This window comes from Vibrio sp. 397 (assembly GCF_033339395.1).
GTDB classification, from domain to species: Bacteria; Pseudomonadota; Gammaproteobacteria; order Enterobacterales; family Vibrionaceae; genus Vibrio; species Vibrio alginolyticus.
Window position 1 is genome coordinate 73,581 of record NZ_JAWOUN010000011.1, and the last position, 16,265, is coordinate 89,845.

Consider the following 16,265-nt stretch of genomic DNA (forward strand, 5'->3'; position numbering starts at 1 on the left):
CCAGCGTGTGGTATTTTTACTGTGCCTCGATTTTAGTGTTTAAAGTGGTTACGTGAGCTTCGGTATTGCGTTGCTCACCACTTAAGCGGCGTTAGTGCTCTCTCTAAAAATCAAGAATAAGGATTTTTAATGTCAAAATTTCAGTTTTATAGTAAGCCCGATACCAATGATAAAGCGTTTACATTTCTAGATATGGGCACAAACAGTTTTCTCGATGAAAAAGAAATATTATTTAAGCAGGGGTTTGAGGTCTCAGGAGATGTCATTTTTGCCGCTACTCCAAAAGAGGCTGTAGAGAAATAGAGATCAAATTTTTTATATGTATCAGAAGAATACATGTATTCAAACTTGATTACAGCGATACCTTTGCTATTGATTGATTGTTTTAGGTGGGCATTTGGTCGCCGTTCAAAGCACTAAAAAGTATTTAAGGCAGATTCGCAATGCATGGCATTTAGGTTTCTTTTAAATTTAGCGTTTACGTCCATAGTGGTTTAGGCTCAGTGGCAGTGTTGCTCATTACTTAACGCGGCGTTAGCCCTCAAAAGTAAAATATGGATACTTCCCCAGAAATAGAGTTATCTAAAGAGTAGCATAACTCAATTGAAGTCCTCAGAAACAAGTCGTTTCCTGAACATCAAGTAACTCGTTCTTACTATAAGCAACTCCCGTATATGAGGGCTTTAAAGTACAGAGATGATCAACTGGTTGGTGACATTGGGCTGGACTATAGAGTTGTTAGCGTCGGCGATGAAATTTACAAATATTGGGCGTTAGTGACTTTTATGTTGAACAATCACCTCAAAGAAATGGTATTGGAACTGCCATGTTGTCTCAACTCAGCGAGTATGCCTCAAGCAAACAGATCGACTTTATTAATTTAATCTCCGATTTAGATACTTTTGTTATGGTAATGGTTATCTTCGTCTTAGTTCTTTAAGCTCTTGGTTGCGAATACATGATCATAAGAATGATGGCGTTGCAGTTGATCAAGTCGATGATTTGTATGTTAAACCGATTAGCGGTAAAACTTGGGCTGTTGGTCATATAAACTGGTTAGGGTATATGTATTAGTCGGGTATCGGGCTAGCAAATTGTTCAAGAGGGATTTCAGCACGCGCGGCATTTTTTACTATGCGCTGGTTTTAGTGGTTAAGGCGGCATCGGTGTTGCGTTTCTCACACCTTGACAGGGCGTAATATTCAAATTAAGCCAATAAGGTTCTGTCCAAAATAAGCTACGCGCGGTGTGAAATAGGGGCTCGAAAGAGCCCCAAGCATTGTCATGACTTAGACTTTGTCCCTACTTTACGGCTCTTCCTCTTAACGCTTCAAAGGTTGCTCTAACGCGAGATGTAGTGTTGGAAGTGGCGTTTTCTGAAAGCGGCGTCAATAAACTTTCGTCGCAGATAGTGAAACGGGCCATGCAGTCTTGCTCGAACTTAGATTGCTTCTCCTTCTTGCCAGACCTCCAATCGTTCGACCCATGTCATACTTTTTGTCCATGAATTTGGAGAGCTCATCATTTTGGTACTTCTCTACATTAAAGCTTCTATAGCCGTAGCCCATGTTAGACAGTATCGACTATAGAAGGGCCAAGGCCTGCTGAATGTCCTCGGCTTCATCCTCTTTTAGCTCTAATCCTCTTGAATCAGTTGTGCGACTGCCGTCGGCACGTTCAATTTGACCAATAGTTTCACACAAATGGTGGATTGGGGCAGCGAACTGATGAATGGTATCGCCGTTTTCGAGAGTAACAGTCCCTCGTTCAATGTTTGCCACGCGTTCGAGGTTTTCTTTGACTGCAAGTTTGAGATACACCTGAATTTTCTCGAAGTAGCTGTCTTTTAGAGACATGATGTGTAGTTGAAAGTGCTCTGTGGCGTATCTACGCTCTATGTCGTACTTTGAGTTTGGTATCTTAGTAGCGGTATCCAATGGGATCTGGAAGATAACGTCAGATGAGACGACAGAGTCTCTATCAATAACAGTTCCTCTTACTGATATAGACTTACCGTTATCACGTGGTAGACGCAATTGATACCATACCTTAATGTTTGCAGTATTTGCGTTTTCTTCTCTCATGTCGGAAATGATTTTATTTTCTTCAATTACACTGATCATAAGTTGTCCTTTTTATTATATTTATTAGTAAGGTTATTTAAATAGTAATTTCTTATTTTTCTATGCAATAAAAAGTTATTTTACATATTTTTACTATTAAATATTAATTCGTGGTTTTTTTCATGCTTGGATTGCTAAGTTAATGATTCCTTTGTATTAGTTTGTTTGGTAATTAATTTGCTTATATTTAAAAAAGATTTTTAGTCAACTTATTATTCTGATTAAGAACCATAATAAATTGACTAAAATTAGTAAGCTAGAGTTTACTCTTTAAGGTTAGAGCTAGCCCTTGCTCCTCGCACATCTCTAAGTAGCGTTCGATATGTCCGCTTGCGTTTGCATCTTGTATAGCATTCAGAATCTGGGGGATGGTGTGGATGGTGTGGACGGTGTGTAGTCCGTCGTCGCGCCTTAACTGGAAGTCTTGTTGCTCTTTGTAGTCTCCCAGGTGGCTTTCTGCCTCAATAGTAAGGGGAACAAAAGCCCGACATATGCAGCAATGATTCAATGAACTCAATCAATAGCTCTGCCAGATGTTGATTGACTAATGCAAAGAATTCATCACGAGTCATTTTGGGAGAATTGAACCAAGATTTGCTGTAGCGTTCCTTATGCCATTTTTGATTGATTTTCACCCTGAAAACAAAGACATGAAGCTTGGAGTCGTATTCCCTGGAACCGCCCTCGTTGTAAAGTTGAAGGTAAGTGCGGAGGCGTGAGTACTTTAGAGCTTTATTGTTTTTTGTGAAATCTCTCGCTCTGAAGCGAAGCACCACATTGCAGTGGCGGTCATCATGACTCAGAAGATGACCGTGCCCATTCTCTATGGTCTGGGTTGGGCCTTTAACAATGGCATAAGCACGCTTAGATTCAAGAATATTTAACTGTTTAAGGCTTTGACTGTCACTTTCGGTCATTGTAAATCGACCGTTATTCAGCAGTTTTTTAGGGAGTATGCGTTGCCGTGTTCCATCTTTGAAGAAGGAAAGTACAAGGCTGGCCTGTTAGTCTTGTTTCGTGATTTATTGGGCTTACTTAAACGATAGGACATACCGTTGGGTAGCATGTCTGTTTTGCTCAAGAACAAAGTCTAGCTTGCGTCGTATTTGGGCTTTATCACCGCCTTTAGTTTTCTTTTTAGGATCGATGTTAATGGGCTTTAATTTCTTGCTCTTATCAATTTCATTAAACATATCACCTGGATTGGCAACACTTCTAAGGCCGAACTCCTCTTCAATTTCTCGCATGACTTTCGTGGCTTTAGGGTGGTTTTGCCATTCATTGACGACCTTCTTGGTTTTTAAGTCGATGGTGCCGCAGTTGATGTGGATGTGGCTATGATCGGTGTCGTGATGAATGAACACGATATATTTTGTGTTATGAAGCCCCATTCTGCGCATGTATTTCTTAACGAGCCTACGCCATTGTATGAGGTCAAGCTGTTCGCCTTTTTGAAGAGATATCATTCGATGGCTAGTCGGTTTCTGCATGCCAGTTTTGCTTTTATAGCTTGCTATCTCACGTCCAATTTCAGACCAATTCATCTCGTGAACCTTGAAGTGGGGCGTTTTTAAGATAGGGAGTGGTGATGGGATGTTGTGAGCCATTAGGAATTCGGTTTTTTCACTAATGATGTTTTCTTCTTCATGAGGCCTGAACTTGCCAGGAGCGTATTCGACAAGGATACATTGCTGTAGATCTTTGGTTGTGCCTGCCGCGTAGCTAGTGGTTGCAGCAGACTGCTCTTCGATGGATTGTTTTTTGTTTGGCGTTTTCGTCTTGAAAATCTTGTGAATAGCCATAGTTACACCTTTTTATAATTGTAATGTGGTGAGAAGAATCGGTAGGTTCGACCCGACGGGGTCGGAAGGGAGCGACATAGTCGCCCCTTGGTTACATGTAAGTTGCTTCTTCGCGCAGTTCTTTGAAGTCAGCGAGTTTTTGAAGCTGCTCTTGGGTCAAATGCCTATTAGCAAGCATCAAAGCGAAATCTGAGTTGTATTCACCCAGCTCTTGTTGCTCTCGCTCAGCAAGTTTTTGTTGAATCAGTGATAGGTATTCGATGATAAGGTTTACTGTTTCTTTATCTAAAACATTCTCTTGCAGGGCATGCATCAGTTGAACGCTTGAGAACTGGATATCTTCATTGATAGATTCAAGAACACATTCATCAACGCTGGGCCTCTCAATCTGGCTGACTTGCAGATCTGGTGTAAGGTTCAGAGTGATATCACGCATGTAAGTGGATAGGTGTTTGTAGCCTAGCTTTGTTCTACGGTACTCGAGTTCTGCTCTTTCCTGCGGAGTTATATTGATTTTGACCTGTTCACTGCATTTTGATTCTGCTGATTTCCGTGGTCTGTCGCGGTTTGGTTTATTGATACGCTGTTCAATAAGTTTTAGGACTTCGAGTTGCTCTCAGAATCCCTAAGATGACGGTAGTCACCCTGCATTTCAATTACGAGCTGACGTTGTTCGATGAGCTTTGCACTGCTCATCTGGTCTAGCTTTTCTCTGATGCTTAATTCAAAATTAATCATACTGATTAACTTTATTATTTTTATTAGTGGTAAGGAGGAGCGAAGCGACAAGCGCAGAACCGTAAGGTTCGAGCACCGCAGCGTGAGTGAGTCAGCTCCGCAGGACAAGCTGTTAATTAATTTCGAGGAACGAGAAATAATTAGTACTGGCTTGTTTCCGTGTTTTGTAATTTAGTGGAAGCACTGTGGTTATTCTTATGCCCGCACTCATGGAGTGCATTCCCATTATTCATGGGTGTAAATTAAAATAGTGTTCCTATGTTTTATTTTAATCCACTGTGTGCGATTTATTCAACTGACATGAAATTTCATATTGAGTATAGTTTGAGTTATTTGGAAAATAATTTGTTTTTGTTATATGAAGTAAGTTATTTATTGATAAGTTAATAAATGATAAAGCACTTACAGTGGGGGGATATTAGAGTGGACTACTTTCTGCATAATATAAAATTATAGTTAGTCAACTTATTACTTTTTAAAAGGTATCGTGTGGTGATTTTGGGTATTGGATTTATTAGGTTAATAATTAACGATTCGAACCAAATTAATTGAGTAGGAGAATAAATACCAGTATGCTTAAGGCTGATTATGTTGGCCGACTTCGTAGAACTTGTCGAGTTGAGGTCGCGTGCTAAGTGGATGGGTTATGGATGGTAAGGTAAAACAGCGCAGAGCCAGGAAAGCTTATACTTCTGAGTTAGCTGAATCGTTTGCAAAAGCTGTTAATTTGGCAGCAAAGCAGGTTAGTAAAAAGAAACCTGTTTCCTCTTCAGCAACGCTGAATTAAAAAAAGAATGTTGTAAAGCTTGTTCAGCGAAAAAAGTAGCATTACCTATTTCTTTGCTTCATAAACAAAAAAGGAGCACACAGAGTGCTCCAAAGGATAAGGGCAGTGTTTGGTTTACCTTAAGCAGTGGCGAACTTGTAAGTGCGATAGCCACCAATCAAGTTGCGGGCTTTGTAACCATTGTTGACCAGCTGACGGTATGCTACGTTACCGCGTAACCCAACTTGACAGTAAATCACGATCTCTTTGTCTTTAGGAAGTTCGTGCATGCGACGACGTAGTTGATCGACAGGAATATTAATTGCACCTTCAAGATAACCAACGGACTCCAATTCACCAGGATTACGAACATCAAGTAACAGTTGGTCTTCTGTCAGTGAATCCATTTCATCATAATGAATCGCGGTCGCATCGCCTTTGATGATATTATTTGCCACAAACGCCGCTTGGTTAATTACATCTTTAGCAGAGCCATAAGGTGGCGCGTAAGTTAGCTCGAGGTGTTGCAGTTGCTCTACCGTCATACCAGCACGCTGAGCAACTGCCATTACGTCGATACGTTTATCAACACCGTCTTTACCTACTGCTTGCGCACCTAATATTTTACCTGTTACTGGATCAAACAACATTTTGAACGACACAGTTTCTGCACCTGGGTAGTAACTCGCGTGACTTGCTGTATGCACATACACTTTTTCATAAGCGATGTTTTCACGTTTCAGCTGTTTCTCGTTTTTACCAGTAGAAGCGACGGCTAAATCAAAGATCTTACAGATCGCCGTGCCTTGCGTACCTTGGTAAGTTTCTTGGCGGCCAAGCATGTTGTCTGCTGCAATTCGGCCTTGACGGTTTGCCGGGCCCGCAAGTGGCACTAGAGTTTGCTCGCCAGTCACAAAGTCTTTCTCTTCTACCGCGTCGCCGACAGCGTAGATCGAAGGATCGCTGGTTTGCATGTATTCATTGGTATAAATACCACCAAGAGCGCCGATTTCTAAGCCAGCTTCTTTCGCTAATTTGGTCTCGGGGCGAACACCAATTGCCATAATCAAAATATCGGTGGTGAGTCTTTCACCGTTGTTTAGTGTTAATTCCAATTCACCTTCTAGATGTTGGTGTTTTTCGCTCTCACCAGAGTCGAAACTTGCCACGTGCTCGTTAGGTACGAATTTCACCGACTCAAGTGCGACGCCAAGTTTAAGGTCGATGCCTTTCTCACGAATTTCAGCATGTGCGAAGCCAGCCATTTCACGGTCAACGGGCGTCATCACTTGATCCGCCATTTCAACTAATGTGGTTTTTATGCCTAGCTGGTGGAAGGCTTCCATCATTTCCAAACCGATAAAACCACCACCAACGACCGTAGCGTGTTCAACTTTGTTGGTTTCGATCGTTTTAATGATGCGATCCATATCTGGAATATTGCGCAGCGAGTGTGTTAACGGGTTATCAATACCCGGAATAGGCGGCACAACTGGACCTGCGCCAGGGCTAAGTAGAAGAAAGTCGTAGCTCTCTTGGTATTCCGAGCCATCAAGCAAATTGTTAACCGTAACCGTTTTGTCTTGACGGTTAATAGAAACCACTTCGTTCATCACACGGACATCAACATTGAAACGCGCTAGAAAGCTTTCAGGCGTTTGAAGAAGCAGTTTGCTGCGCTCTTGGATATCGCCACCAATGTGATAGGGTAAGCCACAGTTTGCAAATGACACAAATGGACCGCGTTCAAACATAATGATTTCTGCGTCTTCACTAAGACGACGAGCGCGAGCTGCTGCAGATGCACCGCCAGCAACCCCACCAATAATCACGATTTTGCTCATGGATTTCTCCTGCTGAATGATCGAAAACGCCTACACCTTACTTAAATAAATTAGCTAAGTCTAATGTTATTTAATCTACATTAGCATTGACTTAATAATATTAATTAGTAATATCTAATAAAATGTAATGTAGTAATGAAGAGGCATAAGAATGGGCGACAGTATGCTACAAAGTGCGACCGAAGCGAGTGAGCTGCTTAAAATTATGGCTCATCCAGAGCGCCTAATCGTGATGTGTAAGCTGATTGAGGGCGAGAAAGGGGTCGGTGAACTGTTTGAAGGTTCATCATTAAGCCAATCTGCTTTTTCACAACATCTCACCGTATTGAGAAAGCACGACATTATTAAAGCTAGAAAAGTTTCTCAGCAGGTATTTTATTCAATTTCTGATGAAAGAGTTGGTCCGCTGGTTGAGGCCTTTAAGCAAGTTTTCTGTAAGTAATTAGTTTGGCGGTTGCTATGTTTGAAGTTCCTTGGATGTCGCTGTTGGGCGGCATAATAGTTGGCGTATCAGCGATAACACTGATGCTATTTACTGGCAAGACTGCTGGGATCAGTGGGATCTTAAACGGTGCCGTTGAGAACGCAGATCGCGTTTGGCGCATTGTTTTTTTAATTGCGATGGTATTAGGTGGCGTGTTTGCTGTTTATGTTCTTGGCGGGCATGTACCAGAACAGTACAGCGGTTCTGTTGTTTTAGTTATCGTTGCTGGCTTGTTAGTCGGTGTCGGTACGCGTATCGGCAATGGTTGTACTAGTGGTCATGGCATTTGTGGGATAGGGCGTTTCTCAATCCGTTCTGTGGTCGCGACGTGTACTTTTATGGCCACAGCCATGTTAACCGTCTTGCTAGTATCGTGAGGAATAGTGCCGTTATGAAAACTCATGTAATGAAAAGTATTAAGCAAATGTCCGTTGTTGCATTTTCTGGTGTGCTCTTTGGTATTGGTATGGTGGTCTCTGGTATGGCTGAACCGGCAAAAGTGATTGGCTTTCTCGATATTACTGGAGCATGGGATCCAAGCTTAGCCTTTGTAATGGGCGGAGCACTTGCGGTGTTCGTTCCAGCTTATCTTTTATTAATAAAGCCAAGAAGCGAATCTGTGTTTGGTGATGAGATTGTATGCCCAACTTCTAAAGCGATAGACAAAAAGTTAGTCGGTGGTGCTGTACTGTTTGGTATTGGTTGGGGGTTACTGGGTGTGTGTCCTGGTCCTGCGGTTGCCAGCCTTTTCACTGGCAACACACAAGTTCTGCTCTTTATAGCGGCAATGTTGGCTGGGTCATTCACCGCTAAAAGAGTGGTTCGTCAATAAAGAAAGTACTTCAACGTTAAAAATAGTACTTAAACGCTAAAAAGTGAGTGTCGTAGAAACCGGGCAATGGTCACTCAGTTTATAGTCGAGTACATCTTGTGTTTTGAAAACGGTTTGAACACCAGACGACGCCTTTAAATCACCACTCACAATAATGTGGTCTATCACCGAGCGGAATTGGTGGGTTTTATTCGGATTACGATTAGAACGCACTTTACATTCCGCTTTAGTGTCTTTAGTCACTAGCTTTGCACTAGTATTGTCTGATATCACGTCCCATAACCAATCTCCTTGATAACCCAAGTTGTGGTTAAAGTCGCCAAGCACGACATAATGTTGTTTGTTGTCCTCGCGCGCCTTTATCCACTTAGCTAGTGCCTGTCCTTGTTGTTTCACTATCTTACAATCGCGGTTATTACGATACGCGCCACTGCAACCCGCTTTCAGATGTACAGAGAGTAGGTGAGTCTCGTTTTCTTGGTTTGGATTTAAAACAAGGTAGCTCGCGAAGCGCAGCTTGCTGTTGCCTCGTGTGATAGAGAAGTCTGGCTTGTCTAATACGCTTACGCCATTGCGCACGGCAAAGCCTGTGTATTGGTTGGTGTCGTTAAACTGAAGGTGTCGGTTGGAGGCGTTTGAACGATCGGAAAGATAAATAGTGAAGTCATTGCCAACAGCTTTTTGCATTGCAGCGACGCTTTCGACTTCTTGAAAAGCAAGAATGTCGGCTTGTGTTTTATCCACATAGTGGGTCAGTTTTTCAAAATCTTGTGGTGTTCTCGACACTTTTCCACCATCTATAGATAACCATTCTATGTTCCAACTGGTTAGATTGATGGAGTTTTGAGCAAATGAAAGAGAACTAAAAAGTAATATTAACGTAACAAAAAGTGATCGCATTTTGGCCTGTTGCACTCCTATCTTTTAGCGTATTCCTTTCCATCCTTTATCCTACAAGACCTCCAAAAATAGCAAGTAGATTTAGTACCAATTTTGCAATTTTCATGGTTTTCTTCGCAACTGAGATCAACGCCAATAAGATCGATTTCTTCTTGTTCGCTAGCCAATCTTTATTGATCAAAATCAATGTTTTTGAGTGGTGCTTCTCGTTAAATACGCCACAATATATTGTGTTGCTAGAATAAAAAATAACCCCATATAGTGTGTTTGTGGATAACTCTGTGAGTATGCTCGGGTAAGGAGAACAAGGTGAAACCAATCGTAATCAAACGCGACGGATCAAGAGCTCCGTTCAACAGGGATCGTATCCAAGCAGCAGTTGAAGCAGCAGCGGAAAACAAAGATAAAGATGTCGCTATTTATGCTCTTAATGTGGCTCTTGCTGTCGAGTTACAGTTAAGAGAACACGATGAAGTTCACATCCATGAGATTCAAGACTTAGTCGAAAATGAACTCATGCAAGGTCCTTACAAAGCCCTAGCGCGTTCTTACATTGAATATCGCCACGATCGCGACATCGCTCGTGAGAAGCAAAGTGCACTAACTCGCGAAATCGAAGGTTTGATTGAAGAAAGTAATCTGGATCTAATCAACGAGAACGCGAACAAAGACGGCAAAGTAATTCCGACTCAACGTGACTTGTTGGCTGGTATCGTAGCGAAACACTACGCGAAGACGCACATTCTTCCTCGCGATGTGGTTCAAGCGCACGAAGTGGGTGACATTCACTACCACGATTTAGACTACGCACCGTTCTTCCCAATGTTTAACTGTATGCTTATCGATCTTAAAGGCATGCTGACGCATGGTTTTAAAATGGGTAACGCTGAGATTGATACGCCAAAATCAATTTCGACTGCAACAGCGGTAACAGCACAAATCATTGCTCAAGTCGCGAGCCACATTTACGGCGGTACAACCATCAACCGTATTGATGAGGTTCTAGAACCGTACGTAATCACAAGCTACGAGAAACACCTAGAGATTGCAAAAGAGTGGAACATTGCTGAGCCAGAAGAGTTCGCAAAAGCGCGCACTGAGAAAGAGTGTTACGACGCATTTCAATCTCTAGAATACGAAGTAAACACGCTGCATACAGCGAACGGTCAAACCCCATTCGTTACGTTCGGTTTTGGTCTTGGTACAAGCTGGGCATCACGCCTGATCCAGAAATCGATTCTGAAGAATCGTATTGCAGGTCTAGGCAAGAACCGTAAAACAGCGGTATTCCCTAAACTTGTATTCGGCATCAAAGATGGTTTGAACCACAAATCAGAAGATCCAAACTACGACATCAAGCAACTTGCGCTTGAGTGTGCGTCTAAGCGTATGTACCCAGACATTCTTAACTACGACAAAGTAGTGGAAGTAACCGGTTCATTCAAAACGCCAATGGGTTGCCGTAGCTTCCTTGGTACTTACGAAGAAAACGGTGAGCTGATTCACGAAGGTCGTAACAACCTTGGCGTCGTGAGCTTGAACCTTCCTCGTATCGCTATCCGTGCAAACGGAAGCGAAGAGAAATTCTACGAGCTTCTAAATGACCGCCTACGTCTTGCTCGTAAAGCACTAGAGACACGTATCTCTCGCCTTGAAAACGTGAAAGCACGTGTGGCCCCAATCCTATACATGGAAGGCGCATGTGGTGTTCGCTTGAAAGCAGACGACTCAATCGCAGATATCTTCAAGAACGGTCGTGCGTCTATTTCTCTTGGTTACATCGGTGTACACGAGACAATTAACGCGCTATTCGGTACAGAAGCGCACGTTTATGATGACGCTGTTTTGCGTGAAAAAGCGGTCGCTATCATCAAGCATCTAAAAGATGCTGTGAATCAATGGGCTGACGAAACTGGCTATGGCTTCAGCTTATATGCAACGCCAAGTGAAAACCTATGCAGCCGTTTCTGCCGCATCGATGCAAAAGAGTTCGGTGTGATTGATGGCGTAACAGACAAAGGTTACTACACCAACAGCTTCCACTTGGATGTAGAGAAGAAGGTGAACCCATACGACAAGATCGACTTTGAGATGCCTTATCCAGAAATCTCAAGCGGCGGCTTTATCTGTTACGGCGAGTTCCCGAACATGCAACGCAACGTTGAAGCACTAGAAAACGTATGGGATTACAGTTACACCCGAGTGCCTTACTACGGTACAAACACGCCAATTGATGAGTGTTACGAGTGTGGCTACAACGGCGAGTTTGACTGTACAAGTAAAGGCTTCACTTGCCCAAGCTGTGGCAACCATGATTCAACCAAAGTATCAGTAACACGTCGAGTTTGTGGCTACCTAGGCAGCCCAGATGCACGCCCGTTTAACTTCGGTAAGCAAGAAGAAGTGAAGCGCCGAGTTAAACACCTGTAAGGTTTACTACCACTCGTTTTAACACTTTGAAAATCAACTTTAAACAGGTTGATTTTCTCTTTCGCGATAACACAGAGACGCATTATGAATTATCACCAATACTATCCAATTGACGTTGTTAACGGACCAGGTACGCGCTGCACGCTGTTTGTGTCGGGTTGTGTGCATCAGTGCCGTGGCTGTTATAACCAGTCGACGCAACGTTTGGATTCTGGTGCACTTTTCACGCAAGAAGCGGAAGACAAAATCATCGCTGACTTAAACGACACGCGTATCAAACGCCGTGGCTTGTCGTTGTCGGGTGGAGATCCGCTTCACCCTGCTAATGTGCCTCATATTTTGAAGATAGTGAAAAGGGTGAGAGAGGAGTGCCCAGGTAAAGACATTTGGGTTTGGACTGGCTACACGCTGACGGAACTGAATGACGCGCAAAGGGAAGTGGTGCAATACATCGATGTTTTGATTGATGGTAAGTTTGAACAAGACAAGAAAGACCTCAATCTCGAATGGCGTGGCAGTTCAAACCAAATCATTCATCGCTTTACGGACATCTAATCAAGCATTCTCCGCACATAAAAAGGGCTCACGCGTGCATAACGGGTGAGCCCTTTTGGTGTGAGTTCGTTAATGTCTTTTTGGTTACGCCGTCACCGATTGGTCATCTTCAACCATATTATTTATCCAACGTTTAGATTGAATACGGTAAGTCGTCAGTACGCCTTTCACTAACTCTTCCGCGAGCAGAGACATCAAGACAAAATGCAAAGGCAGCCCTAACACCATGCCTGTGTAATAAGTAAGGGGGATGCCAATAGCCCACTGACCGAACGTGTCGATGAAAATGCTATAGCGAATATCAGCGCCACTCTTTAGTACGCCGCCAATCCCAACCATGTTAAACACCCTCAAAATCATACCTAGCGCCATGACTAAACATACGTTAAGTGCCATGTCTGCATCGGTTAACGGGCTCAGTACCAATAGGTGATGAATCATGGGCGAGCTCAACCACACTAGGAAAAACAGCAAGGTGGCTAAGATTGCGCTGGTTAACACATACCACCACGCCGTTTTCTCGACTCGGTCATAATGTTTTGCACCAATATCATTCCCAAGAAGAACGGATGCAGCGACCGCAAATCCCATAAAGGTTGAAATCAGTACCCCTTCAATCGGTGATAAGAATGAGATGATCGCCAGTTCTGAAACGCCCAATTGACCATAGATGATGCTGTAAACGATCAATCCACCAGTCCAAAGCGCATCGTGGACCAACATGGGTAAAGAAACCTTAAAGTACTTTTTTCGATACTGTTTTAAGCGGCCTTGTACCCAATCGAACTTAGTCGGAATTAGGTAAGCATATCGTTTGTAGAAAAAATAAATCAAGACGGCGGTTTGGAAAAATCGAGAAACAAAACTACCTACGGCTGCACCAAATACGCCCCATTGAGGGAAACCAAATAAACCAAAAATCAAAACATAATTAAGCGCGACGTTAACGACAATGGCGGAGATACTAACGTTGGTTGCCAGTTTGGTTTGGCCCACGGAGCGCAATACCGCTTCAATCGGTACTACTATCGCCGTAGCAATGAGGCTAAAGCCCGTAACCACAAGATAATCACGTGCATAAGTGACGTATTCAGGATCGTCTGACATAAAAGAGACGATCTCTTCATCAAAAATCGCATAAAGAACGATAAACGGCAGCGTCACCAAAATGGAAATAAACCAAGATTGCGCCAACGTTCTGCGAATTCCGGCTAGGTTTCCTGAGCCGTAGTATTGAGAAGCAAGTATGGTAACTGCACCGCACAGGCCAAAGACAACCGCTAGGTTGAAGAAAAATATACGATTTCCAACCCCAACTGCTGCCGTTGCAGATTCACCGAGTAGGCTTACCATGAAAATATCCACGACGCCGAGCAAAGCAAAAAGCATGGACTGAAGTGAAACAGGTAGGCCAATCGTAATCAGCTTTTGCCAAAATGCTTTATCGATGTATTCGCGTGTTAAGAGCATCGCATTTCTCCTTAAAGATTAATGCGAGTAGTTTATCCTCATGATTTGGCGGTGTATTTTTCAAAGGAATCCAAAACCTTTTTAAAACTCTCTACTAACGCACATGTGAGCCAATAAATCATGGAAGATAAACAAGAACGCTACGCGATTTCAGAAAAAACTTATCAAGAGTTTATTGATCACAGTCGAGTATTAGCACTTGAGGAGAGAGGCATTGTGCAGTGCGGCATTGCCACTTGTCGTGACTTCTTCTCTGTTTATCGTAAAAACCAAAAGAAACACATGCTGCTCTATACGGTGCGTGGTAAAGGGTGGCTAGAGAGTGGGACTTATCGATACGATTTGGAACCGGGCTCGTTGATTACAGTACCCGCAGGTGTTGAAAACGGTTTTGGTATAGAAGAAGAACCTTGGCAGATCGCGTGGCTTTTTCTTGCTCCTGATAGAGAGTGGCCGATATTAGAATGCGATGTTCGCTACCAGCTTTCATCTACACCTGAAGTGATGTATGCATGTATCCAAACGTTACTACGCAGCATTAACCTTCCAATCGATTATGGTGGTGCGGTAGGTGAGCATAGTGTGGCTCAGTTAGAGCTGATGTTAAACATGCCGCCCTCAGAGTCGATATCACGCAGCCAATTGAGGCTTCGGCGTGTATTTGACCTTGTCCAACGTCAGCTCCATAAGGATTGGAGCGTTGAGCAGGTGGCGGCTCTATATCCATGTTCGGAGCCTCATTTGCATCGACTGACTCAAAAGCAGTTTGGTCGAAGCCCAATGGCACATTTAACGCGTATGCGCATGGAATATGCTGCTAGGTTACTTCGTTCAACAGAATGGCCAATTCAGCATATTGGAGAAATAGTCGGATATCCGACCAGCGCTAACTTTAGTACACGTTTTAAAGCGTGGTCGACCATGACACCAAGAGAGTTTAGAAAAAACGGTAGAGTGGATTGGTACAACGAGGAGTGAATCGTTCTTTTTCTGAACGATAGAGCGCACAAAACTCACCGCAATCCAGAATTTTGTTCTCTAATTGATGAAATAAGTGAAAAATCATTTCGTCATTTTTTGCGATGGTGTTAACGTGAGGTTCGGTACTTGAATTTCAAAGGGTTATGACTTTCATGTTTTCTAATCTCCCAACTCCCGTATTAGATCCTATTTTATCTCTATCCGTTGCATACCGTAACGATGAACGTCCAAACAAGGTTGACCTTGGCATTGGCGTATACAAAAACAGCGCAGGCGAAACGCCGATTATGAAAGCCATTCAAATGGCGCAGGATGTCGTTGTTGAAACTCAAAAAACCAAGTCTTATGTTGGTCTTGCAGGTTGCGAAGAATTTAATAAAAGCATGATCGATTTGCTACTGACGGGAACGTCTGCAATGGATCGTGTTGCAGCTATTCAAACGCCAGGTGCAAGTGGTGCGCTGCGTATGCTCGGTGATCTAATGAAGATCGCACAGCCAGATACGACGGTTTGGATTTCCAACCCAAGCTACGTAAACCACAAGCCAGTGATGGAAGCAGCAGGCCTTAAAGTTAAGTTCTACCACTATTTCTCTTCGGAAACGAAACAAGTAGACACCGAAAAAATGATGGATGATCTTGCGAAAGCTGGGCCTTCAGATGTGGTACTTCTTCATGGTTGTTGCCACAACCCAACTGGTGCGGATATTGACTTCTCTGCTTGGCAAGCCATTACAGAATTGTCGCAGAAGAACGGTTTCATCCCATTTGTGGACATTGCTTACCAAGGCTTCGGTGATGGCCTAGAAGAAGACGCAAAAGGCCTTCGTTTTATGGCAGATAACGTTGAAGAGATGTTGATTACTACTTCATGTTCGAAGAACTTTGGTCTGTACCGTGAACGAACTGGTGCAGCGATTGTGGTTGGTAAGAACATGCATGATGTAACCAATGCAAAAGGTAAACTCCTCACTCTAGCTCGCTCGACTTACACGATGCCACCCGACCATGGTGCAGCTTTAGTTAAGACCATTCTGCAAGATGACAATCTCACTTCCGTTTGGAAGCAAGAATTGAGTGAAATGCAACATCGTTTGGTTAGCCTTCGTCAAAGTTTGTGTAACGAGTTGAGAAACAACCATAATACAGATCAATTTGATTTCATTGAGGGTCACAAAGGCATGTTTACTGTGCTAGGCTTTAGTGGAAACCAAATGGCGCAACTGCGTGAAGATTATGGCATTTATGGTGTTGGCGATGGTCGAATTAACATTGCCGGACTTACCGAAACTCATATTCCATACGTAGCGGACGCAATTAAGAAAGTATCTCAAGCTTAA

Annotated in this window: 17 protein-coding genes and 1 pseudogene; 10 read left to right on the top strand and 8 right to left on the bottom strand. The window is 43.1% G+C overall.

Annotated features, from left to right (window positions below; genetic code table 11):
• Positions 1–129: 129 nt before the first annotated feature.
• A complete protein-coding gene (locus tag R7P36_RS17625; RefSeq protein WP_213899859.1) occupies positions 130–303 on the top strand; it encodes a hypothetical protein in 174 nt (57 codons plus the stop codon).
• 299 nt (positions 304–602) lie between these two features.
• Positions 603–1,074 (top strand): annotated as a pseudogene (locus tag R7P36_RS17630) (GNAT family N-acetyltransferase).
• 509 nt (positions 1,075–1,583) lie between these two features.
• Here the strand turns inward: R7P36_RS17630 and R7P36_RS17635 are convergent.
• The 5 genes from R7P36_RS17635 to R7P36_RS17655 form a co-directional block, all read right to left on the bottom strand.
• Positions 1,584–2,123 (bottom strand): hypothetical protein, encoded by a 540-nt coding sequence (locus R7P36_RS17635; RefSeq protein WP_213899858.1) that lies wholly within the window; start codon positions 2,121–2,123, stop codon positions 1,584–1,586.
• A gap of 461 nt (positions 2,124–2,584) precedes the next feature.
• Positions 2,585–3,040 carry a hypothetical protein gene (locus R7P36_RS17640; RefSeq protein WP_213899857.1) on the bottom strand — a complete coding sequence of 152 codons (456 nt, stop codon included), beginning with the start codon at positions 3,038–3,040 and terminating at the stop codon, positions 2,585–2,587.
• Positions 3,041–3,154: 114 nt separating this feature from the next.
• Entirely contained in the window at positions 3,155–3,925 is a 771-nt protein-coding gene (locus R7P36_RS17645) for a relaxase/mobilization nuclease domain-containing protein (protein ID WP_213899856.1), read from the bottom strand.
• A gap of 91 nt (positions 3,926–4,016) precedes the next feature.
• Positions 4,017–4,361, bottom strand: a complete 345-nt coding sequence (locus tag R7P36_RS17650; RefSeq protein ID WP_213899855.1) for a hypothetical protein — start codon at positions 4,359–4,361, stop codon at positions 4,017–4,019.
• 161 nt (positions 4,362–4,522) lie between these two features.
• Positions 4,523–4,663 (bottom strand): hypothetical protein, encoded by a 141-nt coding sequence (locus R7P36_RS17655; protein WP_213899854.1) that lies wholly within the window; start codon positions 4,661–4,663, stop codon positions 4,523–4,525.
• Positions 4,664–5,309: 646 nt separating this feature from the next.
• On the opposite strand from R7P36_RS17655, the gene R7P36_RS17660 reads away from it, so the two are divergent.
• Complete coding sequence (locus R7P36_RS17660) at positions 5,310–5,450, top strand: hypothetical protein (protein ID WP_213899853.1); 141 nt, start codon at positions 5,310–5,312, stop codon at positions 5,448–5,450.
• Positions 5,451–5,569: 119 nt separating this feature from the next.
• On the opposite strand, the gene R7P36_RS17665 is transcribed toward R7P36_RS17660, so the two are convergent.
• A complete protein-coding gene (locus R7P36_RS17665) occupies positions 5,570–7,273 on the bottom strand; it encodes an FAD-dependent oxidoreductase (protein ID WP_318099232.1) in 1,704 nt (567 codons plus the stop codon).
• 151 nt (positions 7,274–7,424) lie between these two features.
• Here R7P36_RS17665 and R7P36_RS17670 point away from each other — a divergent pair, with 151 nt between their 5' ends.
• Genes R7P36_RS17670 through R7P36_RS17680 form a run of 3 tightly spaced genes read left to right on the top strand, consistent with a single transcriptional unit; the run spans position 7,425 to position 8,589 of the window.
• On the top strand, positions 7,425–7,715 hold the full coding sequence (locus R7P36_RS17670) for an ArsR/SmtB family transcription factor (protein WP_005376206.1): 291 nt from the start codon (positions 7,425–7,427) through the stop codon (positions 7,713–7,715).
• A gap of 5 nt (positions 7,716–7,720) precedes the next feature.
• Complete coding sequence (locus R7P36_RS17675) at positions 7,721–8,134, top strand: YeeE/YedE family protein (protein WP_372058356.1); 414 nt, start codon at positions 7,721–7,723, stop codon at positions 8,132–8,134.
• A 14-nt stretch (positions 8,135–8,148) separates the two neighbouring features.
• Positions 8,149–8,589 carry a YeeE/YedE family protein gene (locus tag R7P36_RS17680; RefSeq protein WP_064369247.1) on the top strand — a complete coding sequence of 147 codons (441 nt, stop codon included), beginning with the start codon at positions 8,149–8,151 and terminating at the stop codon, positions 8,587–8,589.
• Between the two features lie 36 nt (positions 8,590–8,625).
• On the opposite strand, the gene R7P36_RS17685 is transcribed toward R7P36_RS17680, so the two are convergent.
• Positions 8,626–9,489, bottom strand: a complete 864-nt coding sequence (locus R7P36_RS17685) for an endonuclease/exonuclease/phosphatase family protein (RefSeq protein WP_064369248.1) — start codon at positions 9,487–9,489, stop codon at positions 8,626–8,628.
• 309 nt (positions 9,490–9,798) lie between these two features.
• Between R7P36_RS17685 and nrdD the strand changes: the two genes are divergently transcribed.
• Both nrdD and nrdG read left to right on the top strand, forming a co-directional pair.
• A complete protein-coding gene (gene nrdD / locus R7P36_RS17690) occupies positions 9,799–11,919 on the top strand; it encodes an anaerobic ribonucleoside-triphosphate reductase (RefSeq protein WP_138940298.1) in 2,121 nt (706 codons plus the stop codon).
• Positions 11,920–12,003: 84 nt separating this feature from the next.
• Positions 12,004–12,474 (top strand): anaerobic ribonucleoside-triphosphate reductase-activating protein, encoded by a 471-nt coding sequence (nrdG, locus tag R7P36_RS17695; RefSeq protein ID WP_186585275.1) that lies wholly within the window; start codon positions 12,004–12,006, stop codon positions 12,472–12,474.
• Positions 12,475–12,558: 84 nt separating this feature from the next.
• On the opposite strand, the gene R7P36_RS17700 is transcribed toward nrdG, so the two are convergent.
• A complete protein-coding gene (locus R7P36_RS17700) occupies positions 12,559–13,944 on the bottom strand; it encodes an MATE family efflux transporter (RefSeq protein WP_182016091.1) in 1,386 nt (461 codons plus the stop codon).
• A 120-nt stretch (positions 13,945–14,064) separates the two neighbouring features.
• Here R7P36_RS17700 and R7P36_RS17705 point away from each other — a divergent pair, with 120 nt between their 5' ends.
• Positions 14,065–14,922 (top strand): AraC family transcriptional regulator, encoded by an 858-nt coding sequence (locus R7P36_RS17705; protein ID WP_025767758.1) that lies wholly within the window; start codon positions 14,065–14,067, stop codon positions 14,920–14,922.
• 155 nt (positions 14,923–15,077) lie between these two features.
• Complete coding sequence (locus tag R7P36_RS17710; protein ID WP_047101084.1) at positions 15,078–16,265, top strand: aromatic amino acid transaminase; 1,188 nt, start codon at positions 15,078–15,080, stop codon at positions 16,263–16,265.